The organism is Microbacterium sp. MEJ108Y (genome assembly GCF_000834175.1).
Lineage (GTDB): Bacteria > Actinomycetota > Actinomycetes > Actinomycetales > Microbacteriaceae > Microbacterium > Microbacterium forte.
On record NZ_JXQX01000014.1, the window covers coordinates 63,360 to 86,178 of the forward strand.

25 protein-coding genes, 1 tRNA gene and 1 riboswitch are annotated in these 22,819 nt (G+C 67.9%); of the genes, 9 read left to right on the top strand and 17 right to left on the bottom strand.

Annotation, left to right across the window (positions count from 1 at the left end; translation table 11 throughout):
• Positions 1-4: 4 nt before the first annotated feature.
• Genes RU09_RS09225 through idi form a run of 8 tightly spaced genes read right to left on the bottom strand, consistent with a single transcriptional unit; the run spans position 5 to position 7,918 of the window.
• The gene (locus tag RU09_RS09225) at positions 5-2,191 is read right to left on the bottom strand and encodes an MMPL family transporter (RefSeq protein WP_042539832.1); all 2,187 of its coding nucleotides are present in this window, start codon (positions 2,189-2,191) and stop codon (positions 5-7) included.
• A 45-nt stretch (positions 2,192-2,236) separates the two neighbouring features.
• Positions 2,237-3,124 carry a prenyltransferase gene (locus RU09_RS09230; RefSeq protein WP_042539834.1) on the bottom strand — a complete coding sequence of 296 codons (888 nt, stop codon included), beginning with the start codon at positions 3,122-3,124 and terminating at the stop codon, positions 2,237-2,239.
• A complete protein-coding gene (locus RU09_RS09235) occupies positions 3,121-3,465 on the bottom strand; it encodes a lycopene cyclase domain-containing protein (RefSeq protein ID WP_042539836.1) in 345 nt (114 codons plus the stop codon). Before RU09_RS09235 ends, RU09_RS09230 begins: the two co-directional genes overlap by 4 nt.
• Complete coding sequence (locus RU09_RS09240) at positions 3,462-3,803, bottom strand: lycopene cyclase domain-containing protein (RefSeq protein ID WP_042539838.1); 342 nt, start codon at positions 3,801-3,803, stop codon at positions 3,462-3,464. The genes RU09_RS09235 and RU09_RS09240 overlap by 4 nt, the downstream gene beginning before the upstream one ends.
• Positions 3,803-5,404 carry a phytoene desaturase family protein gene (gene crtI, locus RU09_RS09245; protein WP_042539841.1) on the bottom strand — a complete coding sequence of 534 codons (1,602 nt, stop codon included), beginning with the start codon at positions 5,402-5,404 and terminating at the stop codon, positions 3,803-3,805. Before crtI ends, RU09_RS09240 begins: the two co-directional genes overlap by 1 nt.
• Positions 5,401-6,306: a phytoene/squalene synthase family protein gene (locus RU09_RS09250; protein WP_042539842.1), complete on the bottom strand. Its 906-nt coding sequence runs from the start codon at positions 6,304-6,306 to the stop codon at positions 5,401-5,403. Before RU09_RS09250 ends, crtI begins: the two co-directional genes overlap by 4 nt.
• Entirely contained in the window at positions 6,303-7,394 is a 1,092-nt protein-coding gene (locus tag RU09_RS09255) for a polyprenyl synthetase family protein (RefSeq protein WP_052492919.1), read from the bottom strand. Before RU09_RS09255 ends, RU09_RS09250 begins: the two co-directional genes overlap by 4 nt.
• A gap of 2 nt (positions 7,395-7,396) precedes the next feature.
• Positions 7,397-7,918, bottom strand: a complete 522-nt coding sequence (gene idi, locus RU09_RS09260) for an isopentenyl-diphosphate Delta-isomerase (protein ID WP_082041074.1) — start codon at positions 7,916-7,918, stop codon at positions 7,397-7,399.
• 77 nt (positions 7,919-7,995) lie between these two features.
• Between idi and RU09_RS09265 the strand changes: the two genes are divergently transcribed.
• A complete protein-coding gene (locus tag RU09_RS09265; RefSeq protein WP_082041075.1) occupies positions 7,996-8,640 on the top strand; it encodes a MarR family winged helix-turn-helix transcriptional regulator in 645 nt (214 codons plus the stop codon).
• Between the two features lies 1 nt (position 8,641).
• Here RU09_RS09265 and RU09_RS09270 read toward each other — a convergent pair whose 3' ends face one another.
• The 3 genes from RU09_RS09270 to RU09_RS09280 all read right to left on the bottom strand — a co-directional run bounded on the left by RU09_RS09270 (position 8,642) and on the right by RU09_RS09280 (position 10,350).
• Complete coding sequence (locus tag RU09_RS09270) at positions 8,642-8,986, bottom strand: histone-like nucleoid-structuring protein Lsr2 (RefSeq protein ID WP_042539847.1); 345 nt, start codon at positions 8,984-8,986, stop codon at positions 8,642-8,644.
• Between the two features lie 38 nt (positions 8,987-9,024).
• Positions 9,025-9,351 (bottom strand): DMT family transporter, encoded by a 327-nt coding sequence (locus RU09_RS09275; protein ID WP_042539849.1) that lies wholly within the window; start codon positions 9,349-9,351, stop codon positions 9,025-9,027.
• 10 nt (positions 9,352-9,361) lie between these two features.
• Positions 9,362-9,428: riboswitch (guanidine-III (ykkC-III) riboswitch) on the bottom strand.
• A 64-nt stretch (positions 9,429-9,492) separates the two neighbouring features.
• Complete coding sequence (locus tag RU09_RS09280; protein WP_042539851.1) at positions 9,493-10,350, bottom strand: LuxR C-terminal-related transcriptional regulator; 858 nt, start codon at positions 10,348-10,350, stop codon at positions 9,493-9,495.
• 109 nt (positions 10,351-10,459) lie between these two features.
• Between RU09_RS09280 and RU09_RS09285 the strand changes: the two genes are divergently transcribed.
• Positions 10,460-10,807: a DUF485 domain-containing protein gene (locus RU09_RS09285; RefSeq protein WP_042539853.1), complete on the top strand. Its 348-nt coding sequence runs from the start codon at positions 10,460-10,462 to the stop codon at positions 10,805-10,807.
• The gene (locus RU09_RS09290; RefSeq protein ID WP_042539855.1) at positions 10,804-12,441 is read left to right on the top strand and encodes a solute symporter family protein; all 1,638 of its coding nucleotides are present in this window, start codon (positions 10,804-10,806) and stop codon (positions 12,439-12,441) included. Before RU09_RS09285 ends, RU09_RS09290 begins: the two co-directional genes overlap by 4 nt.
• 62 nt (positions 12,442-12,503) lie before the next feature.
• Here RU09_RS09290 and RU09_RS09295 read toward each other — a convergent pair whose 3' ends face one another.
• A complete protein-coding gene (locus RU09_RS09295; RefSeq protein WP_042539891.1) occupies positions 12,504-13,019 on the bottom strand; it encodes a methylated-DNA--[protein]-cysteine S-methyltransferase in 516 nt (171 codons plus the stop codon).
• Positions 13,020-13,209: 190 nt separating this feature from the next.
• Between RU09_RS09295 and RU09_RS09300 the strand changes: the two genes are divergently transcribed.
• Both RU09_RS09300 and RU09_RS09305 read left to right on the top strand, forming a co-directional pair.
• Positions 13,210-16,929, top strand: a complete 3,720-nt coding sequence (locus RU09_RS09300; RefSeq protein WP_042539857.1) for an ATP-binding protein — start codon at positions 13,210-13,212, stop codon at positions 16,927-16,929.
• A complete protein-coding gene (locus tag RU09_RS09305) occupies positions 16,922-17,116 on the top strand; it encodes a hypothetical protein (protein WP_042539859.1) in 195 nt (64 codons plus the stop codon). Before RU09_RS09300 ends, RU09_RS09305 begins: the two co-directional genes overlap by 8 nt.
• An 87-nt stretch (positions 17,117-17,203) precedes the next feature.
• Here RU09_RS09305 and mscL read toward each other — a convergent pair whose 3' ends face one another.
• From mscL to RU09_RS09320, 3 genes are read right to left on the bottom strand one after another with little or no spacing between them, the layout of a single operon-like run.
• Positions 17,204-17,629: a large conductance mechanosensitive channel protein MscL gene (gene mscL, locus RU09_RS09310; RefSeq protein ID WP_042539861.1), complete on the bottom strand. Its 426-nt coding sequence runs from the start codon at positions 17,627-17,629 to the stop codon at positions 17,204-17,206.
• Positions 17,630-17,657: 28 nt separating this feature from the next.
• On the bottom strand, positions 17,658-17,930 hold the full coding sequence (locus RU09_RS09315) for an FmdB family zinc ribbon protein (protein ID WP_042539862.1): 273 nt from the start codon (positions 17,928-17,930) through the stop codon (positions 17,658-17,660).
• A 15-nt stretch (positions 17,931-17,945) separates the two neighbouring features.
• Positions 17,946-18,542 carry a 5-formyltetrahydrofolate cyclo-ligase gene (locus tag RU09_RS09320; protein WP_042539864.1) on the bottom strand — a complete coding sequence of 199 codons (597 nt, stop codon included), beginning with the start codon at positions 18,540-18,542 and terminating at the stop codon, positions 17,946-17,948.
• Positions 18,543-18,582: 40 nt separating this feature from the next.
• Between RU09_RS09320 and galU the strand changes: the two genes are divergently transcribed.
• The 4 genes from galU to RU09_RS09340 all read left to right on the top strand — a co-directional run bounded on the left by galU (position 18,583) and on the right by RU09_RS09340 (position 21,183).
• Positions 18,583-19,470, top strand: a complete 888-nt coding sequence (gene galU, locus RU09_RS09325; RefSeq protein ID WP_042539866.1) for a UTP--glucose-1-phosphate uridylyltransferase GalU — start codon at positions 18,583-18,585, stop codon at positions 19,468-19,470.
• 39 nt (positions 19,471-19,509) lie between these two features.
• Positions 19,510-20,121, top strand: a complete 612-nt coding sequence (locus tag RU09_RS09330; RefSeq protein ID WP_042539893.1) for a GNAT family N-acetyltransferase — start codon at positions 19,510-19,512, stop codon at positions 20,119-20,121.
• Between the two features lie 82 nt (positions 20,122-20,203).
• Positions 20,204-21,061 (top strand): hypothetical protein, encoded by an 858-nt coding sequence (locus tag RU09_RS09335; protein ID WP_042539868.1) that lies wholly within the window; start codon positions 20,204-20,206, stop codon positions 21,059-21,061.
• A gap of 49 nt (positions 21,062-21,110) precedes the next feature.
• Positions 21,111-21,183: transfer RNA gene (locus RU09_RS09340), tRNA-Ala, on the top strand.
• Between the two features lie 164 nt (positions 21,184-21,347).
• Here the strand turns inward: RU09_RS09340 and RU09_RS09345 are convergent.
• Positions 21,348-21,761, bottom strand: coding sequence for a ribosomal maturation YjgA family protein (locus RU09_RS09345; protein WP_082041076.1), 414 nt, complete (start codon positions 21,759-21,761; stop codon positions 21,348-21,350).
• Positions 21,762-21,782: 21 nt separating this feature from the next.
• Positions 21,783-22,819, bottom strand: a 1,037-nt coding sequence (gene pgi, locus RU09_RS09350) for a glucose-6-phosphate isomerase (protein WP_042539871.1), incomplete at its 5' end; no start/stop codon positions are given.

Consider the following 22,819-nt stretch of genomic DNA (forward strand, 5'->3'; position numbering starts at 1 on the left):
CTCCTCAGTCGCGACCGCTCCGCCACAGCTTCGACGGCCACCAGATCACTCGCCCCAGGTCGTAGGCGAGCGCAGGCACGAGCAGCGAGCGCACCACGAACGTGTCGAGCAGCACGCCGAACGCCACGATGAACGCGAGCTGTGCCAGGAAGAGGATCGGGATCACCGAGAGTGCGGCGAAGGTCGCAGCGAGCACGAGACCGGCGGAGGTGATCACGCCTCCCGTGATCGAGAGCCCGCGGAGGACTCCCTCGCGAGTGCCGTGCTCGAGAGACTCCTCGCGCACTCTGGTCATCAGGAAGATGTTGTAGTCGATCCCCAGTGCGACCAGGAACACGAACCCGTACAGCGGCACGGCAGGGTCGGCGCCGGGGAAGCCGAAGACGCCGTTGAACATCAGCGCCGAGACGCCCATGGCTGTGCCGAACGACAGCACGGTGGTGATGATCAGCAGCACCGGGGCGAGGATCGAGCGCAGCAGCAGCATGAGGATGAGCATGATGACGACGAGGACCACGGGGATGATCAGGTTGCGGTCATGGATCGACGCGTCGTTCGTGTCGATCGCCGTCGCCGTCACACCGCCCACGAGTGCGTCGAGCTCGTGCAACTCGACGCGCAGCTCGCGCACCGTGGCAGCAGCAGCATCGGAGTCCGCCGCGTCGGTCAAGGTGCCCTGCAGCAGCACCTCGCCATCCACCACCGTCGGCTCGGGCACGGGGGCACCTGGAGGGCCGACCGCGACGAGTCCGTCTTCGGTGACCGTCGCCGCACCGCTCGGCGAATCGGCCGCCGTCACCGAGACGCCGTCGATGCCGTCGTCGGCGAGCAGCACGTCGGCGGCATCCTGCAGCCTGTCCTCTGCGACGACCACGTAGACCGGGCTGCCGGAGCCGCCGGGGAAGTGCTCGCCGAGGGCCACCTGTCCGTCGCGGGCCTCCGAGGCGCCGAGCACGAGGTCGGATGCCGGCACGCCGACGGCGTTGAGCTGCAGCACGCCGGAGGCGCCGGCGAGCAGCACGAGAGTCGTGACGATCCAGATCGCGCGGGGGCTCTTGGTGATCATGCCGGCCAGGCGCGCCCACAGCCCGGTCTTGCGCATGCCGTGCTCTTCGGCGACGACCTCGGGCTCGAACTTCGGACGCCGGGGCCAGAACACCGCGCGGCCGAACAGCAGCAGCAGCGCAGGAAGCAGAGTGAGTGCTGCGAGCATCGCGAACACGATGCCGATCGCGGCCACCGGCCCGAGAGTGCTGTTGGACTTGAGGTCGCTGAGCAGCAGGCACAGAAGGCCGGCGATCACGGTGCCGCCGGAGGCGACGATCGGCTCGAACGAGCCCTTCCACGCAGCCAGCACGGCTGTTCCCTTGTCCTGAACGACGCGGAGCTCTTCGCGGAACCGCGCCACGAAGAGCAGGGCGTAGTCGGTCGCCGCTCCGATCACCAGGATGAACAGGATTCCCTGGGTCTGTCCGCTGAGCAGCAGCACCTCGAACTTGGCCAGCCACCAGACGACGAGCAATGCCACGCAGAGCGCGAACAGGCTGGTCGAGAGCACGACGATCGGCAGCAGGAACGAGCGGTAGACCAGCACCAGGATGACGAGCACCGCGAGAAGGGCGACGCCCAGCAGCAGTCCGTCGATGCCGGCGAACCCGGCGACGAGGTCTGCGCTGAAGCCCGCGGGACCCGTGATGTAGACGGTGACGCCGCCAGGAGCGGCTTCCCGCAGCTGAGCGCCGAGCGCGTCGATCGCATCGGCGAGCTCCGCGTCGCCCTCGATGGGGATGAACGCCTGCACCGCCTTGCCGTCTTCGGACGTCAGAGCGGGGGAGACATCCTCGCTCACACCCTCCACCGAGGGGGCGTCGGCGACGGCATCCGAGATGGTCTGCAGATCCGATTCCGAGAGCTCGTCATCGGACACGAAGACGGCGATCGCAGGAATGGCGTCGCTGTCGTTGAATTCGCCGAGGAGCTTCTGCACCTGGGTGGCATCAGCGGATTCGGGCAGATAGCTCGTCTGATCGTTCGACGAGACCTCATCGACCTTGCCGAACAGCGGGCCGCCGAGCCCCGCCCCGACCAGCCACACCAGGATCAGGGCGCCGGGGATGAGGATGCGCGCCCAGGAGTGTCGCCGCGTGCGCACTCGGGTCGGCGGGTTGGGCGCGTTCTCAGGGCGGGACATCGGGTTCCTCTCGGAAGGTGCAGGGCGGGGAACAGGGATGGGGCGTCAGGAGACCCAGGCGAGGATGAGGATCATCGTCGCGAGGAACCCGGCGAAGTAGTTGAGGAAGATGAAACGCCGCCAGGCGCGGTTGGTGCCCGCGGAGGTCTCGTCGGTGACGTTCCACCAGGGCGCGGCGTTCACGATGTACGGCAGCGCGAGCGCAGCGCCCAGCGGACCCGGCCACGAGGTGAACAGCATCGCGACGCCGGCCAGCGCCCAGAGCGCGATCGACAGCCGCACGGTCGCACGGGCTCCGATCACGGTCGCGATCGATCCGATCCCGCCTTCGCGGTCGGGTGCGATGTCCTGCACCGCGCCGAAGGCGTGTGCCGCCATGCCCCACAGGAAGAAGGCGATGAGCACGATGACCGCCGTGGGCGTGGCGGATGCGTCGGTCAGGGCGAGACCCACGATCGCCGGGGTCACGAAGTGCAGGCTCGAGGTCGTCGAATCGAGGAATGCCCGCTCCTTGAACCGGAGCCCCGGCGCGGAGTAGGCGATCACGGCGAACACGCTGATCGCCAGCCAGAACCAGGACGCGGGGTTTCCGACCACCACGAGGTAGACGAGGAACGGGATGTTCGTCACGACCGCCGCCCACAGTGTGGCCCGGTGGATGCGGGGGGAGAGCAGTGCACCTTCGATCCCGCCCTTGCGCGGGTTGGCGAGGTCGGACGCGTAGTCGAACACGTCGTTGATGCCGTACATCGCCAGGTTGTAGGGCACCAGGAAGTACAGCGTGCCGATGATCAGCGTGAGGTCGATCTCGCGGGTGCTGAGAAGGTATGCGGCCGCGAAGGGGAACGCCGTGTTGATCCAGCTGATCGGACGGGATGACAGGACGATCTGCGCGATGTCGCGACCGACGGATCCGCGGCCCGACGAGGTCATGAGGGATCCTCGTCGGCGGTTCTGACGTCGTCATGAGCGCGTCGACGGGCGCGCAGCGCCGCCCACAGAGTCGGCAGCAGCACCGCTCCGGCGAGCGGATAGGCGAAGTCCTCGAGAGGCGCGAGACCGATGTGCACGCCGAGCAGATGATCGGCGGAGTAGTGGAACAGGCTCGTCGCGATCATCACCGTGTCGAACACGGCGGTGAGGATGAAGAGCACGACGACGGTCACGGCCACGGCGCCGAGGTGGGCGCGATGCCGGCCCGAGACGACGGACAGAACGATGGCCGCCACCACCGCGGCGCCGACGAACCACGCGGAGAGCTCGAGGTAGGTCACTGTGCGACCTCGCTCGGGCGTCGGGTCAGTCTCGTCAGGATGCGCACGGCGCCGGTGTAGACGATCATCGTGCACACGACCAGGAACAGAAGGAAGACCGGCTCCTCGATCGGGAGCTCGGGGGCGAGGACGATCCCTGTCGCGATGGCCGACTCGCCACGGAAGAAGATCCCTCCGGCGATGCCCGCGACGTCCCAGACGAGGAAGAACGCGAGCCCGACGGCCGTGACGACGGACGCGGAGACGGCGTCGCGCCAGAAGAAGAGCCGGAATCTCCGATCGAGCAGCAGCATGCATCCGAGGGTGGCGAGCAGGACCACCGGATAGACGAAGCCCATCACGCGGTTCCGCTCGCAGACTCAGCGGTGGCCGAGACGTCGAGAGGTCCACTGGAGTGGTCGCCGCGGATCCGCTTGAGAACGATCTCGGCGCTGATCAGGCACATCGGCACGCCGACCCCCGGTGCGGTCGTGGCGCCCGCGTAGTACAGCCCCGTCACCTGGCGCGACTCGTTCTGAGCGCGGAACATCGCGCTCTGGGAGAGGATGTGCGCCGGCCCCAGCATCCCGCCGCGCCACGAGTTGTAGTCCTCGAGGAAGTCTGCGGGACCTTTCGTCTCACGCACCACGATGCGCTCGCGCAGGTCGTCGATGCCTGCCCAGCGCGAGATCTGGTCGATCGCGGCATCCGCTGCCCGCTCTATCGCCGCAGATCCGCCGCCGTCGGAGCCGCCCGCGCCCAAAGCGGTGTCGGCAGGGATCGGCACCAGCACGAAGAGGTTCTCGTGCCCTTCGGGGGCGACGGTGCTGTCGGTGGCGCTCGGACGGCAGACGTACGTCGAGGCGGGGGAGGGGATCTCGGGCGCATCGCCGAAGATGGCGTCGAAGTTGGCATCCCAGTCTTCGGTGAAGAACAGCGAGTGGTGCGGCAGCTCGGGCAGAGAGCCTCGCACGCCGAGCATCACGAGCACGGCACCTGGTCCGCTGGTGCGCCGCTGCCACCACGAATCGGGGTACGTGCGAAGGTGCGGTGGGAGCAGCGCCGTCTCGGTGTGATGCAGATCGGCGCCGGACACGACGATGTCGGCGTCTGCCGTGTGCGCGACTCCGTCGGAGTCGCGCCACTCGACACCCGTCACAGTGGGTGCGCCCGACCGGATGCCTGTGCTGATCGCCGTGACGTCGGCATCCAGCACGATCCTGGCGCCCGCCGCCTCGGCCAGCTCCGCGATGCGCTCGACGACGCGCCAGAACCCGCCCTGCGGATAGCTGACGCCCTCGTCGAGATCGAGAGCGCTCATGAGGTGGTACATCGCCGGGGCGGTGCGGGGATCGGTGCCGAGGAACACCGCGGGGTATCCGAGCAGTTGACGGATCACCGGGTCTCGGAAGCGCCGAGCGGCGAACGACTGCAGGCGCGTGCCGAGCAGCGTGAAGAGACGAGGAAGGGCTCGCAGCACCTCCGGCGTCATCAGCGTGCGCAGTCGCGTGAACGGGTTGTAGAGGAAGTAGCGTTCGGCCATGACGCGCGCGTCGTGCGCCGAGTCGAGGTACGCGTCGAGCGCCTGCGCCGAGCCGGGCTCGCGGGACTCGAACAGACGAGATACCGCCGCGCGCCCGAAGGGCACGGTGACGGAGGGCGATGGGTGCCCGTCCGATTCCGGTGCCTGGAAGACGCGGTACCCGGGATCGAGGAGCGTCAGGTCGAGCTGATCCTGCGTCGAGGTGCCCATCATCTCGAAGAAGTGGTCGAACACCTCGGGCATGAGGTACCACGACGGCCCGGAGTCGAACCGGAAGCCGTCGCGCTCTATGGTGCCCGCGCGACCACCGACGCGGCTGTTCTTCTCATAGACGGTCACCTCGTGACCGTCGCGGGCGAGCAGTCCTGCGACAGCGAGACCGGCGACTCCCGCGCCGATCACCGCGACCCGGCTCATCGGTTCCGCTCCAGCGCCGTCACGAGCACTGACCGCGTGGCCAGCAGCGCCTTGATCGGATCCGGCACGCGCACCCGGCGCTCGTAGAGGCTCGAGGCCGGAGTCTTCGCGACGCGTCTCGTCAGGGCGGCGAACAGCGCGTGGGCGCTGCGCACGGCGGCGCGAGCGTCTTTGGGCAGCAAGGGGATCGAGCGTGCCGCATCGTCGAGCTGCGCCGTGATGGTGCGAACCCAGTCGTCGCGGTCGGCATCGGTGAGGCGGCCGCCGTCGCCGAGATAGCCGCGCTGGAGGCGCTCGGTGTCGTCGGCGAGGTCACGGAGGAAGTTGACGTTCTGGAACGCGGCGCCGAGCTGTCGTGCTCCGTGGGTCAGGGTCTCGAGTTCGCCGGTGGTGCGCGTGTCTTCTCGCAGGAACACCCGCAGGCACATCAGTCCGACCACCTCGGCCGAGCCGTAGACATAGCGCTCGTGCGCCGCCGCGTCGTAGGCGGTGAAGCCGGTGTCGCCCGCGATGTCTGCGGCCATCGAGTCGAAGAACGGCTGCGTGAGATCCTCGCCGATCCCGCACTCCCTCGCCGTGCGCGCGAAGGCGTGCAACACGAGGTCCGTGCTGTATCCGACATCCATCGCCCGGTGGGTCTCGGCCACATAAGACGCGAGCGCGCCGGTCTGCGCGGACTCGTCGAGTCCTGCCTGCGCGGCGACGCCGTCGACGATCTCGTCGGCGATGCGAACCATGGCGTAGATGTTGCGCACATGCTGGCGATGTCTCTCCCCGAGCAGTCGGGTCGCCAGCCCGAACGACGTCGAGTATGTGCGGATGACCTCGGTGGATGCTGTGTCGGCGGCGCGGTTGAACCGTCCCAGACTCGCACCCGACGCGTCGTGAGGGGTCGGGCTCATGCCTGTCGTCCTTCGAGGCGAGACGCGGAGACCAGAATCGACCGCGCGGCATCCGAGCTGATCTCGCCGGCGAGCTCCGCCTCTGACAACAGCGCGTAGACCGCGTCGAGCTGATCGCCGATGAGGCCGACGACGAATCGCTCGGCTCCGCATTCGCGCAGCAGGTCGCGCATCGCGGTGGCATCCTGGAGGCTCAGATCTGCGGAACCGAATCGGGGCGCGATGCGCTCCCAGGTGCCCGTCGATCGGGCGAAGGCGATGAGGGCCGTCTCCTTGCCCTCCCGCAGATCGGAGAACGCATCCTTGCCATGTGTGCGGTGGTCTCCGAAGACACAGAGCAGGTCGTCCTGCAGCTGATATGCGAGACCCAGGTGGCGGCCCACGGACTGCAGCGTCGCTTCGGCCGAATCGGAGGAGTCGGCGAGGAGCGCCGCTGCTCTCAGAGGCAGTGAGAACGAGTAGGTCGCCGTCTTGTAGACGCTCATGGTGAGGACGGTGTCGACGTCCGACGCGATGATCCCGTGGCTCAGCGCCACGTCGGTGTGCTCGCCGGCCACCGTCTCGAGGATGGTCTGCTCGACGAGATCGAGCAGGCGTCGTCGTGCGTGCGCCGAGACCTCTGCCCGGGCGAAACCCATGATCGCGGCCGAGAGCATCAGATCGCCCATCAGGATCGCGCTGGATCTTGCCCAGTGCAGCGAGTCCTCCTCGGAGGTGGCCGGCGTGCTCGCCGCGAGCTCTCCGATCAGGTTCGGTCGCTTGCGGCGGGTCAGATCTCCGTCGATGACGTCGTCGTGCAGCAGGAAGGCGTAGTGCAGCAGCTCGATGTGCGTCGCGATGTCGACGGCGGCCACCGTCGCGCTGTCGTCGGCGGACGGGACGAGTGCGCGATGGATGTCGAGCAGCAGCCTCGGGCGAACGAGCTTGCCGCCGAGCGCATGGTCTGCGGTCGCGCGCCAGAGCGCAGCGAACTCGGTTCCATACGCCTCTGCGTTCTCGCAGTGCAGGGCGAAGCGCTGGCGGAGCATCTCTTCGACTCGAGGGCTCAGGTCCTCTCGCGGCGCGGCCTGCGTCACGGTCACGGTCATGGTCACACCGCCCCGAGGTCGCGGAGCTGGGGGAGCTGCTCGACGAGCCAGGGGCTGAAGGCGAAGGGAGCGCCGATCACGGAGTCGGCGAACTCCGCCGGGTCGACCCATGCCCACTCGGCGACCTCGTCGGGGTCGGGGGAGAGGGGGCCGTCTGCGATGGCCACATGGACGGGGCAGATCTCGTTCTCGACGATTCCGCTCGCGTCGACGGCCCGGTAGCGGTAGTCGGGCAGCACCAGGGAGACGTCGGTGAGGCGGAGCCCGAGTTCGTCCTGTGCGCGTCGATGCACGGCGTCGGTCATGTCTTCGCCGGGGCGTGGGTGACCGCAGAAGCTGTTGGTCCAGACGCCGGGCCATGTGCGCTTCGCGAGCGCTCGTCGCGTCACCAGAAGACGCCCCTCACGATCGAAGACGTGGCAGGAGAAGGCCAGGTGAAGAGGGGTATCGGTCGTGTGGACCGTGTCTTTCGCACTGGTGCCGATCGCGACTCCGTCTGCAGAAAGGAGGGTGACCTCATCCAACGGGGGAACCTCCTCGATTTTCGCTAGCTTAGCTAATAATCAACATAACATGAAACATTCGTGTGTAGCATGATGTCATGCAGGACGGACCCGACGCCACCCCCCGCGGAAGCGGCGCGTCCGACGTCCTCTCTCGACAGGAGGCGGGCTCGCCGGACGGCGTCGCGCACGCGGCGATCTACGACGTCGAGTCCGCGGATCCGCGGAGCACCCTGATCGACCGGTCGGGAGTCGCACCGGAGGACCTGCGCCAGATCGCGCTGGTGATGGGAGCACTCGGCGAGCTCAGGGACGCTGAGCAGAAGCTGTCGCTCGCCTCGCGCCGCTACATGCGCCTCAACGACACGGACATGCGAGCGCTGCATTATCTGATCGTCTGCGCGAACCGCGGTGCGACGGCCACTCCTGGGGGCATCGCCACCCACCTCGGCATCTCGACGGCGTCGACGACCAAGCTGCTCGACCGCCTGGAGAAGGGCGGCCACATCCGGCGCGCACCGCATCCGACCGACCGGCGTGCTCTGGCGATCACCATCACTCCGGAGACGCGACAGGCGGCGATGGAGACGGTGGGTCGTCAGCAGGCCAAGCGCTTCTACTCAGCGGCGCGGTTGACGGCGGACGAGCGTGACGTCGTCATCCGATTCCTGTCGGACATGGCGAAGGAGATCACGCTCCGGGATGAGCCGTGGGCCCAACCCGGAGTCGCGACCTCCGAGTGAGTCAGTGCGCGGCGTTGTACGCCTCGACGACCGGAGCAGGAATTCGTCCCCGCTCTGAGAGCGTGTAGCCGTTGTCGTTGGCCCACGCCCTGATCGCGGCGACCTCCGGATTGCGGCCGGCACGCTTGCGAGGTGCCGCCGATCGCGCAGACACGGCGGAGCCGGCCCGACGCCCTGCCGAGATATACGGCTCGAGTGCCGCGCGCAATTCTTCTGCGTGAGCGGTATTCAGATCGATTTCGTACGAGGTTCCATTCAGCGAGAAATGCACGGTCTCGCCTTCACCGACATCCAGAACGCTTCCGTCGATGTCGTCTACCAGCTGGTGCACAATTCTTCTTGCCATGGAAATGACAATACTCCGAATTGACGAGCCTGAGGATATTACTCGTGACCGGGGTCGATCAATTTCAATCCGACGATGCATCCGACGAGTCCGAGAAGCAACAGGATGCGCACCCAGGAGACCTCGCTGTCACCCGTGACCATCGCCCAGACGACGGTGAGTGTCACACCGATTCCGACCCATACGGCATATGCGGTTCCGGTCGCGATATCACGCATCGCGAATGCGAGTCCGATCATCGAGAGGATCAGACCACCCGCGAAGATGATGCTCGGCCAGAGCTTGGTGAGTCCCTCGGATTTGCCCAGGGCAGTCGCCCACACGGCCTCGAGAACACCGGAGACGATCAGCACGATCCACGACATGACGGTCCTTTCGGACCAGTCTTTTCGCTCACCGGGTACTGGTCTGCCTCGTCCGGGGCCGGGGTTCACCGACCGGTGTCCACGATAGCCGTCAGCGCTGGGCAGCGCCTGTGCAGCCCTGATGCCGCGCGTGCCGGCGGCTCAGGGGAGCAGCCCGGCGCGGCGCGCCTTGGCCACAGCAGCGTGGCGGGTCGACGCGTCGAGCTTCGACATGGCCGTGCCGAGGTAGGCCTTGACCGTGCCCTCGCGGAGGCCCAACTGACCGGCGATCTCCGCATTCGTCGCCCCGAGGGCCGCGCACGCGAGCACATCGGTCTCCCGACGGGAGAGATGAACGGTCGAGATCGGTCCGGTCCCCGGCGGGACAGCATCCTCGGCTAGCATCACGAGACGCTGTTCCACCTGCGCGATTCGCGCGCGCAGTTCGGCGTCATCGACGGACGCCGCGATGCTGCGAAGCTCGGCGAAGCTCTCGCGCAGCTCTTCGCGATGACGCGGCGCGACGGAATCGGATGCCGGTGCCACCGAACGAAGTCGTCGCTCCACCTCGTCGCGGACGCGGAGCTCCTCAGCCACGGACTGCGCGACCTGCATCGCCGGAGCGGTCGTCACGCCTCCGACGGGTGTCCTGTCCCAGGCTCCCGCATAGAGGATGCCTCGAGGGCGACCGCTCACGACGATGGGCAGAGCGAGCAGGGTCCGCAGTCCTTCGCCGAGCACGAACACGTCGTAGTCATGGGTGATCTGCTGGGAGGATCCGTAGTCGCTGGTCATGCGGGGGCGCAGTTCCATCATCGCCCGCCCTCCGAGGCCGCGCTCGGGTCTCACTCGCAGCCCGTCGAGACTGCGGGTGCGGTTTCCGACGATGCTGGTCACGCTGACGACACCCTCGTCGATGAGCCCACCGAAGGCGACCGGGAACCGGGTGCGCTGAGCGAGCTCGCGCACTGCTCTGGCGACGAGCTCGGTCTCTGATTCCATCCGGGTCGATGTGGTCACGACTACCTACTTTCGGGGGTGACGGCGCTGTTCCCCGTTTCGTAGCGTCGACCCTATCATTCGCCTGGGAAACCGGGGCGAGCCGCAGCACATGAGGCAAGGAGGCCCCATGACCGACCATCAGACGGCTGATTCGCCGGGAGCGATCGACTACATCGCTGTCGAGCAATCACCACGATTCCGCGAGTTGAAGAAGACGCAGCGATCGTTCATCTTCCCGCTCGCGGCGTTCTTCCTCATCTGGTATTTCGTCTACGTCCTGCTCGCCGCATTCGCGATCGACTTCATGTCGCAGAGGGTGTGGGGCGATATCACCGTCGGACTGCTCATGGGGCTCGGGCAATTCGTCACCACTTTCGCGATCACGATGGGCTACGTCGCGTTCGCCAACCGGCGGCTCGATCCGATCGCCACGGAGATCCGTGAAGAGCTCGAGAAGGCGCAGGGAGAAGCATGAACATCATTCACGCAGCCACCCAGCCGGTCACGGCCGAGAGCAATCCCGTCCTCAACATCTCGATCTTCCTGGCTTTCGTCGCGGTGACGCTTTTCATCGTGATTCGGGCGAGCAAGAACAACAAGACGGCGGCTGACTACTATGCCGCCGGCCGCTCGTTCACGGGGCCGCAGAACGGTTTCGCGATCGCCGGCGATTATCTGTCGGCGGCGTCGTTCCTCGGAATCTGCGGAGCGATCGCGATCAACGGTTATGACGGATTCCTGTATTCGATCGGATTCCTGGTCGCCTGGCTCGTCGCACTGCTTCTCGTCGCGGAGCTCATGCGCAATACCGGCAAGTTCACGATGGCCGACGTGCTGTCCTTCCGTCTGAAGCAGCGCCCGGTGCGCATGGCGGCCGCGATCACGACGCTGGCCGTGTGCTTCTTCTACCTGTTGGCGCAGATGGCGGGTGCCGGCGGCCTGGTCTCGCTGCTGCTCGGAATCGACGGCCGGATCGGGCAGTCGATCGTGATCGCCGTGGTCGGTCTGCTGATGATCGTCTACGTCCTCATCGGCGGCATGAAGGGCACGACCTGGGTGCAGATCGTCAAGGCGTTCCTGCTCATCGGCGGTGCCATCGCGATGACGATCTGGGTGCTGGCGATCAACGGGTTCAGTCTCAACACGCTGCTCGAGGGAGCGGTGGCGAATTCCGACAAGGGCGATGCCATCCTCGGACCGGGGCTGCAGTACGGGGCGAACCCCTGGGACTTCGTGTCTCTCGGCATGGCCCTCGTGCTCGGAACCGCCGGGCTCCCGCATGTGCTGATGCGCTTCTACACGGTGCCCACCGCCAAGGAGGCTCGTCGTTCAGTGGTGTGGGCCATCTGGCTCATCGGCGGCTTCTATCTGCTCACGCTGGTGCTCGGATATGGAGCGGGCGCGCTCGTCGGCGCGGATGTGATCGCGGCAGCACCCGGCGGACCGAACTCGGCCGCCCCGCTGCTCGCGCTCTATCTGGGCGGACCGGTGCTGCTCGGCTTCATCTCGGCGGTCGCCTTCGCGACCATCCTCGCCGTGGTGGCCGGACTCACGATCACGGCAGCCGCCTCGTTCGCGCACGACATCTATGCGAACGTGATCCAGAAGGGCAAGAAGGACTCCGCGGGCAACCCGGTCGAGCCCGACCCCGACGGCGAGGTGCGCGTCGCGCGACGAACGGTGGTCGTGATCGGCATCCTCGCCATCATCGGCGGCATCGGCGCCCAGGGGCAGAACATCGCCTTCCTCGTGGCGCTCGCCTTCGCGGTCGCCGCCTCGGCGAACCTGCCGACGATCCTGTATTCGCTGTTCTGGAAGCGATTCAACACCCGTGGCGCGGTCTGGAGCATGTACGGCGGTCTTGCGGCGGCGATCATCCTCATCGTCCTGTCGCCGGTGTTCTCCGGTTCGCCGACGTCGATGATCCCCGGAATCGACATCGTCCTCTGGCCGATGAACAATCCGGGCATCGTATCGATCCCGCTCGGCTTCTTCCTCGGCTGGCTCGGAACCGTCACGAGCCGCACCAAGGAGTCGCCGCTCCTGGCCGCCGAGATGGAGGTGCGGTCGCTCACCGGGTTCGGAGCAGAGAAAGCCGTGGATCACTGATCCGGCGATGAAGCGATCGTGGACCCCGACGGCCTACTCGTCGGGGTCCACGTCGTGTGCGGTCAGCGGTGCGACTCGAGATCGAGAAGGAACCTCTTGCGCTCCGGATGCGCGCCGTACTGCCCCGCCGTTCCGTCGGACCGCACCACGCGGTGAACCGGGACGACGATCGAGAAGGGGGAGAGGCGGCACGCGGTGCCGACGGCGCGCGCGGCGCCGGGACGACCGGCCAGCACCGCGATCTCGCCGTAACTCATCGTCTCTCCCCACTCGATCGTGCTGATCGTCTGCAGAGCGGTGCGGGCGAACCCGTTGACGAGGCGCCAATCGAACTCCAGATGATCCTCGAATCGCACCGGCGCGCCGTCGAAGTAGGCGTCGAGGAGTTCGATCACGTCGTCGGCTGCTCCGGGGTCGGGATCGGGGACGGCGCCGAGCTGGCCCGAGACGTTCTCGAGAACCCAGGGAACCGAGGGATCGTCCGATTCCGAGAGGTCGAATCGGACGAGCCCCTCGTCGGAGAACACGGCGAGTGCGTCTCCGAAGGGGGTCGGTGCGAAGTCGTAGCGGAAGGTCATGCCTCCATACTGACCGCAGCGATCGAGCGCGGGCACCATCACGAGCGCGACCGGGGGAGACGCCGCTGACTCACGGCTTGCGTGCAGAAGCAGTCCGCGTACACCTGATCCAGCCCCCTGATGGGCGGAAATCCGGTGAAACCCGCCAGGGATACCGGCTGCGGGGCGAGGCGCGCTTAGTGTGTGAGGTGTGTGGCGACGTGAAGGCAAGGCTGCGGATGACGCGGCGACCGATGCCGCAGTGACCCTCGGCGAATTGCACGAGCCGGTCTCCGGTATCGGCATCGCGCATGCCGCCGAAGCGGAGCGCACCCGGCTGCGTGCGGAAGCCGCGGACCTCGGCGGCTCATCGCCGCTCGTCAACTTCCGCGACACGGTCGAGTCCGGCATCGACATCTCGAAGGCCCACCCCGGCAGCCTTCCCCAGTTCATCACCGGCAAGTCCACCCTGCTGTCGAACCTCTACCGCGACGAGGTCGGTCTGCGGACCGCGAGGCTCGCCGCCGAGCGGATCACCGCGAAGAACACCGAGCTGCGCACCGTCCGCGGCATCGAAGCCGTGCACCTCGCGGTCGGGGTCGCCGGATGGCGCATCGGCGGGGCTGAGTTCTCGGCACCCGTGCTCCTTCGCCCGCTGGCGATCCGACGGCACCATTCCGACTTCGAGCTCAAGCTGCAGGGTGCCTTCGAGGTGAACCCGGAGCTCGTGCGGATCGCGCGCGAGCACTTCGGCATCACGATCGACGCCGCAGCGCTCGCCGCCCTCGCCTACGACGGCGGGATCTTCAAGCCCCAGCCCGTGATCGACAGCCTGCGTGCCACGACGCGATCGATCGACACGTTCACCGTGCTGCCGAGGCTCGTGGTCTCGACCTTCGCCGACGTCGGCGGCGCGATGTCCCGCGACGGGGGCAGCCTCGACCACGTCGTGCTCAACGCTCTCGCCGGACACGTCGGCGACCGCGAACAGGTCTCCGCCCGCAGACCCGACCCGCACCACACCGGACCGGATGACCGCGCACCGGCATCCGACAACCTGCTGCTCGACGCGGATGCCGAGCAGGAGGCCCTTCTCGCCAAGATCGCGGCCGGCCATTCGCTGACCGTCGCGACTCTCCCCGGCACCGGCGGCACGCAGACCGTGATCAATGCGCTCGGCGAGCTCGTGCGCGCCGGCAAGCGCGTGCTCGTCGTCTCGGCTCGGCGCTCGACCCTCGACGGGGTGAGGCACCGCCTCGCGGGCATCGGTCTCGACAGCCTGGCGGTCTCACCCGCCAGCGTGCGCCGCGACCTCGTGCGCGCGATCGGCCGGAACGAGAAGGCGACCGCTCCGAAGGTCAGCGACGTCGATGACGCGCTGGTCCGTCTGCGCGCCGTGCTGCGGGACTACCGGCACGCGCTCACCGCTCCGGTCGCGGGAACGAACTCGTCGGTGCTCGACGCCACGCGTCACCTCACGAGGCTCGCCTCCCTGCCCACTCCGCCGTCGACCACCGCGCGGCTCAGCGCCGAGACCCTCCGCCGTCTCGCCGACGATCGCTCATCGGCTGCCGCAGCGCTCGCGCACGCGGCGCGCCTGGGCGAGTTCCGCTTCGGCCCGAACGACTCACCCTGGTACGGCGTGACCTTCTCGAGCACCGAGGCTGCGAAGTCCGCGCATCAGCTGGCGGCGCGCCTGCACTCCGAGAGCGTGCCTGCCCTGCTCGAGCGGGGTTATGCGCTGATCGCCCAGACGCACATGCGTCCGTTCTCGACCATCGACGAGCTCGGCGAGTACCTGCGGCTCCTGCAGGGCATCCGTGATTCCCTCGACCGGTTCAGCCCCACCGTGTTCGAGCGCCCGCTGGGGGAGCTCATCCAGGCCCACGGTTCGCGACGCGATGCGCCGGCCATGTCCGGAGCCAACCGGCGCCGTCTGCGTCGACTCGCGAAGGAATACGTCCGCCCCGGAGTGCACGTCACCGAGATGCATGAGTCGCTGCTCCGCATCCAGGCGCAGCGCACCCAGTGGCAGCGATTCGTGGACGCCGGTGTCGCACCCGAGGTGCCGCTCGGCCTCGCCGACGTCTACGCCTCCTGGCAGCGCGTCACGGCCGAGCTCGCAGAGCTGGACGTCGCGCTCGGACGCAGGGAGCCGCTCTCGACGCTTCCCGTGGCCCGTCTCGTGCGCACTCTCGCGGGCCTCGCGGCCAAGTCCGATGTCTTCGACAACCTCGTCGAGCGTGCGCAGCTGCGCGATCGACTGGCCGAACTCGGTCTCGAGCCGCTGCTGGCGGAGTTGTCCGTTCGGCACGTGGCCGAGTCGCGCGTGGGGGACGAGCTGGAGTTCGCCTGGTGGCAGACGCTGCTCGAGCGCGCTCTGCAGGAGGACCGGGCGCTGCTCGGCGCGAACACGGCGGTGGTCGATCGGCTCGAGCGGGACTTCCGTCTCGTCGACGAGGCGCATGCCGCGATGGCAGGTCCGCTTCTCGCATGGCAGCTCGCGAACCAGTGGAAGATCGCGATCGTCGACGAGCCGCAGGAATCCCAGAATCTGAGGCGCGCACTGAAGCAGCCCGCGACGACGACGGCCGAGATCGTGAGCTCCGCGCCGACGCTCGTCGACGTGCTCGCCCCGGTCTGGATCTCGTCGCCCTACCTCGTGCCGCAGATCCCCGACTCGGTCGAGTTCGACACGGTCCTCCTCGTCGACGCGGCCGCCATCAACCTGGCAGAAGCCGCCCCGGCGATCCGCCGTGCGCGTCAGGTCGTGGCGTTCGGAGACCCGGTCACGCAGCTGCCGACCGCGTTCCACGTCGCGGTCGACCCGGGTTCCGAGTGGGAGCACGAGGTTCCCTTCGACTCCGTGTCGGTGTTCGAGCGGCTGTCGGAGCTGCTGCCGGTGATGACCCTCACGCGCAGCTACCGCGCCGGCGGCGAAGATCTCGCCGAACTCATCAACGACGCGTTCTACGGCGGCGAGATCGTCTCGCTGCCCTGGGCGGGGTCGTATCTGGGACGCGGCAGCCTCACCGTCGACTACGTCGAAGGCGGCACGGGAGCGCCCGACCCCGTATCGGGTGCGGTGGAGAGCCCCGAGGCCGAGGTCGCCCGCGTCGTGACTCTGGTCGTCGAGCACGCCGTGCATCGCCCGGACGAGTCGTTGATGGTCGTCACGGCGAGCAGGCGTCACGCCGAGCGCGTGCGCGCGGCGGTCACCTCCGCCTTCGCCGGACGATCGGATGTCGCCGACTTCGTCGGTCGCGACACCGCCGAGCCCTTCGCGGTGCTCACGCTCGAGGAGTCCGTCGCCGAGAGTCGCGACCGCGTGATCTTCTCGCTCGGCTACGGCCTCACCAAGCACGGCCGGGTCCTCAGCGACTTCGGTGACCTCTCGACGCCGGACGGCGAGCGGCTGCTCACCGTGGGAATGACCCGCGCCCGGCGGTCCATGGTCATCGTCTCGTCGATCCGACCCTCCTCGTTCGACGACGGTCGACTCGAGTTCGGCGCGGCCACGCTGATGTCGATCCTGGGCGGCCTCGCCACCCGTGCACGCGATGCGCGCCTCGAAGACCTCGCCGATCCGCTGACGCTCGCACTGGCACGCGAGCTGCGCCGCCTCGGCGCCTCCGTCGACGTGGACTATCGCGGCCTGCTGCCGCTCGTCGCCCAGCACAACGGCAAGGCGGTCGTGATCGAGTCCGACCCGGAGTCTCGTGGCGAGTCGCTGCGCGAGACGCTCCGACTGCGCCCGCATGTGCTGCGTCGCCTCGGTTGGCACTACGTGCGCGTGCATGCGTTCGATCTCTACAGCGACCCGGTCACCGCGGCCTCGCGCATCGCCGGTGTCCTGGGCATCTCGGCATCCGCGGCTCGCGCCGACAACGACACGCAGCCGATCGATCTCACCGATCCGCAGAATGACTGACGAGCGCGACCCTGACGCACCCCGGCAGAAGGTCGTGCGCATCGCCGGGTCGAGACGTGCCCGGCTGACACCCGTGCCGGGAACCGACACCGACCCGGAACGGGTCGTGAAGGACCCCCAGCGGCCGAAGGGCCCGAAGGGTCCGAACGACGATCAGCTGATGCAGGACGTGCCGCCGCACTACTGAACACCTGCCCCTGCGCCTTCTGCAGGGGATACGACGAAGCGCACGGTCCGATCAGGGCCGTGCGCTTCGTCGTAGGACGATGCCGCGTCAGCTGCGCGAGCTGTTCCTGGCGAGCAGGTCGCGGATCTCGACGAGCAGCTCGGCTTCGGTCGCGGCGGCCGGCTCCTCCTCCGGCTGCTCGGCGGGTGTGCCCTTGCGAGCCTCGACGTGCGCCTTGAACGTGTTCATCGGCAGGACGAAGACGAAGTAGACCACCAGGGCGACCGACAGGAAGCTGATGACCGCCGAGATCAGGTCGCCGATGGGGAACGTGACCGTGTCGCCGTAGATGCTCGTCAGCTGCGGCCCGAAGTTTCCGGTCGCGTCTGCCTTGAAGAACAGGGAGACGAGCGGGGTGATGATGCTGTTGACCACGGCGGTGACGATCGCCGTGAACGCGGTGCCGATGACCACGGCGACGGCCAGGTCGATCACGTTGCCGCGGAGGATGAAGTCCTTGAAGCCCTTGAGCATGATGAGTGCCTCCGAAGAGTCGATGTGGTCAGGATGAGGTGCTGGTCGAGGCGGGCGCCGGAGTGGTGCTCTTCGCCGGCTCCGACTTCGATGATGCCGGTGCGGACGTCGATGCGCCAGAACCCGCGCGCGAGTCGTTGCGGTAGAAGCCCGATCCGTTGAACGTCACGCCGATCGATCCGTACTGCTTGCGCAGCTCGCCGCCGCACTCGGGGCAGACGGTGAGAGCGTCGTCCGAGAAGCTCTGCACGGCGTCGAAGGCGTGGCCGCACGAACGGCAGGCGTAGGCATAGGTGGGCATGGCGATCCTCGCGGGTCAGCGTCGCGTCGGCGACAGGTGGAGGGTCTGCGTGGGAGTGACGACGCCGGACACCGGCTGATCGTGCACCTCCCTCGGCAGGAAGTCGAGTACCTCGGAATCATAGATGACTGCGTAGACAGGCGGGCACTTCTCCATCGATCCGATGGTCTTGTCGAAGTATCCGCGCCCCCAGCCCATGCGCATCCCGGTGCGGTCGACCGCGGCGGCAGGGATGATCATCAGGTCGACGTCGTTCACGGCGATCGGGCCGAGGACCTCGCCTGTCGGCTCGGGCAGTCCGAACAGCCCCTCGGCGACGTCGTCGTCATCGGTCGCGACCGCCCAGTCGAGCAGACCGTCTGCGCGGGTCACCGGAAGCAGGACCCGGATGCCGCGGCGCACTGCCCCGGTGACGAACTCCCTCGTGCCCGGCTCGGTCGTGGTCGAGAGGAAGCACGAGATCGACCGGGCGCCCAGCGATGCGACGAGCTCGTCGAGTCGCTGCGTGATGGCGGATGCCGCGATCTCCCGCTGCGCGTCGCTCAGCAGCTGGCGGCGCTCGCGGAGCTCGGCGCGAAGCGCGCGCTTCTCGTGCTCGACGTCGTGAGGCATGCCTCCGAGTCTACGGCGGCATCCCCACTAGGCTGTGTGGATGGGTATTAGGAAGATGAAGGCTGTCATTCCCGCCGCAGGACTGGGAACACGGTTCCTGCCTGCGACGAAGGCGATGCCGAAGGAGATGCTGCCGGTCGTCGACAAGCCGGCCATCCAGTACGTCGTCGAAGAGGCCGCCTCAGCCGGGATCGACGACATCCTCGTCATCATCGGCCGCAACAAGAACGCGATCTCCAACCACTTCGACTCGGTTCCCGAGCTCGAGGTGAAGCTGATGGAGAAGGGCGACACGGGTCGTCTGGCTCGGGTCATCCACTCGAGTGATCTCGCTGACATCCACTTCGTCCGTCAGGGCGAGCCGAAGGGCCTCGGTCACGCGGTGCTGCGTGCCCGGACGCACGTCGGCGACAGCTCTTTCGCCGTGCTCCTGGGCGACGACCTCATCGACGAGCGCGACCAGCTGCTGACCGAGATGATCGCCGAGCACGAGCGCTCCGGCGCCGCCGTGATCGCCCTCATGGAGGTCGACCCCGCGAACATCCACATGTACGGCGCCGCAGCCGTGGAGGACATCGAAGGATCGGACGCCGTGCGCGTGACCGACCTCGTCGAGAAGCCGGCCGCCGAAGACGCTCCGTCGAACCTCGCGATCATCGGTCGCTACGTTCTTCCCGCGTCGATCTTCGAGGTGCTCGAGCACACCGAACCCGGCAAGGGCGGAGAGATCCAGCTGACCGACGCGCTGCAGGTGCTGGCGACCAGGCCCGAGGGCCCCGGCGTGGTCGGCGTGATCTTCCGCGGCCGCCGCTATGACACCGGCGACCGCGTCGACTACATCAAGGCGATCGTGCAGCTGGCCTCAGATCGCGACGACCTCGGCCCCGAGCTGCGCCCGTGGCTGAAGGAGTTCGCGGAACGCCTCTAGGCGTCATCGCGGGGCGCACGGATGGATCAGGCGACGGGGATGCGGCACGGTCTCATCGAGCTGCGCCTCGTGCGCTCACGCGACGCGAGGGCTCTGCAGCATGAGCTGTTGAGCAACCGCTCGTGGCTGCAGCCGTGGGAGGCCACCGTCCCCTACGGCTCGGTCTCGTTCGACATGCGGCTCAGCATCCGTCGATTGCTTCAGCAGTACCGAGACGGCGCTGGCTACCCGTTCGTCATGGAGTACGACGGCGAGATTGCCGGGCAGCTCAACGTCTGGGGAGTCGCCAGGGGGTCGCTGTGCTCGGCGACCATCGGCTACTGGGTGAGCGAGCGGTTCGCCGGCAAGGGCATCACGCCGACGGCCGTCGCGCTCGCGACCGACGCGTGCTTCACCGAGTACGCACTGCATCGCATGGAGATCTGCATCCGCCCCGAGAACGTCGCGAGCCTGAGGGTCGTGCAGAAGCTCGGTTTCCGCTATGAGGGGCTGCGTCGCCGGTACATCCACATCGATGGGGACTGGCGCGATCACTACGCATTCGCCCTGACACGTGAGGATGTGCCGCAGGGCGTGCTGGCCCGCTGGTTGAACGGCGAAGTGCCCCCGGACGCCGCGACGATCCCTCCTTCCGACCGTTTCGCGCTCTGACACGCCGCTGAGTTCAGAACTCGTCGCGACACACGCTGCCACTGAGCGTCGTGACCATCGATGTTCCCGTACCGTTGTCGACATGGACGGGCCAGTGCTGAGCGGGGGAGTGATAGTCCTCGTCGCTGTGCTCTTGTGGATGCTCTATCTGCTGCCGTCATGGCGCGGACGCTTCCAGTACGACGCCGCCGAGCGCAACGCCGTCAGGCTGAACCAGGCCCTGCGGGTGCTCGCCGAGACCAGCGAGACTCCCGGCGAGGTGCGCCTCGAGCTCAATGCGCGGACGGCCCTCGCGCAGCAGAAGCTCGCGAAGCGCCTGCAGTCCGAGAAGGAGGCCGCCGAGCTCATGCTCCTCCGTGAAGAGCTCGCGGCCACGAGGGCTGATCCTGTCATGCGCCAGGCACGCGCTCGTCGCCGCGTGCGCATCGTCGCCACCTCGACTCTGCTTCTCGGTCTCGTCATCGCCGGGCTGGGCGTGTGGCAGCTGATCGCCGGTCAGGCCCAGCTGCTGCTGTGGATCGGCGGAGCGATGATCGTCGTGGCCGGCTACGCCCTGCAGCGCATGTCGTCGGTCGCCGCTCGTGCAGCCCGACGCTCCGTTCGGGAGGCCGAGCAGCCCGTGCAGAGAGTGGCGCCCGAACTGCACGACCAGGGTCGAGCGACATGGACTCCGCGTCCACTGCCCGAGCCGCTGGTGACCGTCGCAGGCTCTCGTGCGCAGGTCGCGCGAGCAGAGCTCGATGCGCAGGAGGAGCGCCGGACAGCGGCTCGCCTCGCCGAGCTGCGCGAGCGCGCCGAGCGCCTGGCGCCCGCGACGCCGGTGCAGATCCCCGCCGCCGCGCCGGCGGCATCTTCTCCCTTCGCGAAGATGGGATACGTCGACGATGCCGAGATCGAGGCGCACGTCCGCGACCTCCTTGCGAAGCGCGCAGCCGGCTGATCTTCGCGGCGCGAGCGGGTCTTCGAGCGTGATAGCGTAGAAGACGTCAGGGCCTATGGCGCAGTTGGTAGCGCGCCTCGTTCGCATCGAGGAGGTCAGGGGTTCGAATCCCCTTAGGTCCACAGACAGACGAGAGCCCCCCGAGCGAAGCACGGGGGGCTCTCGTCTGTCTATACGGCTGAGTGATTCGGGGAGCCACCGCAGCGCAGCGAGGATGGCGGAGTCCCCTTAGGTCCACAGACAGCAAGACCCCCCGAGCACCGCTCGGGGGGTCTTTCGCTGTCCGTCAGGCGCGTGCCCTGCGACGACGGCTGACCGCGACGTCGACGAGGGTCGCGACGCCGGCGCCCACCGCGTATGCGGCGAGGTCGCGCGCGTCGAAGCCGATGCCCAGGACCAGCCGCACCGGCCAGAAGCTCTCCGCCCACAGCCCCGGCAGGCCGGTGAGCTGGAAGCACTCGACGAGCGTGCACAGGGTCAGCGCGGTCACGCCGACGACCCAGAAGGCGGCGCGAGGGAACGCGATGGCGATGAACAGGTAGATCATCACCGCATAGAGCGCATCGCCGGCCAGGTCCGCTATCGGGCCGCTGCCGACGAAGTGCGTGACGAGCCCCGCCGCGACCACCAGTGCGGCGCCGACGAGCAGACCTCGTCGACGTGCACGCACGGGCGAATCGCGATCCGCGGGCGGCGGCATCCGCGTCTCGTCCGCCTCCACCTACTTCCGATTCGCGCGGTAGTACGCGAGCAGCGCCTTCGTGGACGCATCCTGCGCCTCGATCGCCGACTCGTCGCCGCCGATCGCCGGCGCGATCTGCATGGCGAGCTGCTTGCCGAGCTCGACGCCCCACTGGTCGAACGAGTTGATGCCCCAGATCGTGCCCTGGGTGAACGTGATGTGCTCGTAGAGGGCGATGAGCTGGCCGAGGACCCGCGGCGTGAGAGCGGGCGCGAAGATCGAGGTGGTCGGGCGGTTGCCGGGGAAGGTGCGCGCGGCCACGAGTGCTCCCGTGGTTCCCTCGGCCTCGACTTCTTCGGCGGTCTTGCCGAAGGCCAGGGCCTTGGTCTGTGCGAGGAAGTTGGCCAGGAACAGCTCGTGCACGTCCTGACCGTCGTCGGTCAGCGGGTACGCCGGGTTGACGAAGGCGATGAAATCCGCCGGGATCAGCCGCGTGCCCTGATGGATGAGCTGATAGAACGCGTGCTGGCCGTTGGTGCCCGGTTCTCCCCAGAACACCTCGCCGGTGTCGGTGGTGACGGGGGTGCCGTCCCACCGGACGGACTTGCCGTTGGACTCCATCGTCAACTGCTGCAGGTAGGCCGGGAACCGACTCAGCTGCTGCGCGTAGGGCAGCACCGCGTGCGACTGAGCACCGTGGAAGTTGACGTACCAGACGTTGAGCAGGCCCATCAGCACGGGGACGTTGCGCTCGAGCGGGGTCGTGCGCACATGCTCGTCGACGGCGTGGAAACCGGCCAGCAGCTCACGGAACGCATCAGGACCGAGCGCGATGGCGAGCGACAGCCCGATCGCGGAGTCGACTGAGTAGCGACCGCCCACCCAGTCCCAGAACCCGAACGCGTTCGCCGGGTCGATGCCGAACGCGGCGACCTTGTCGAGCGCCGTGGACACCGCCACGAAGTGGTGTGCGACGGCGTCGGTGCGGGCGTCGTCGTCGGAGATGGCGCCGGAGGCCTGGAGCCCGGCCCACAGCCAATCGCGGGCCAGACGGGCGTTGGTGAGCGTCTCGAGAG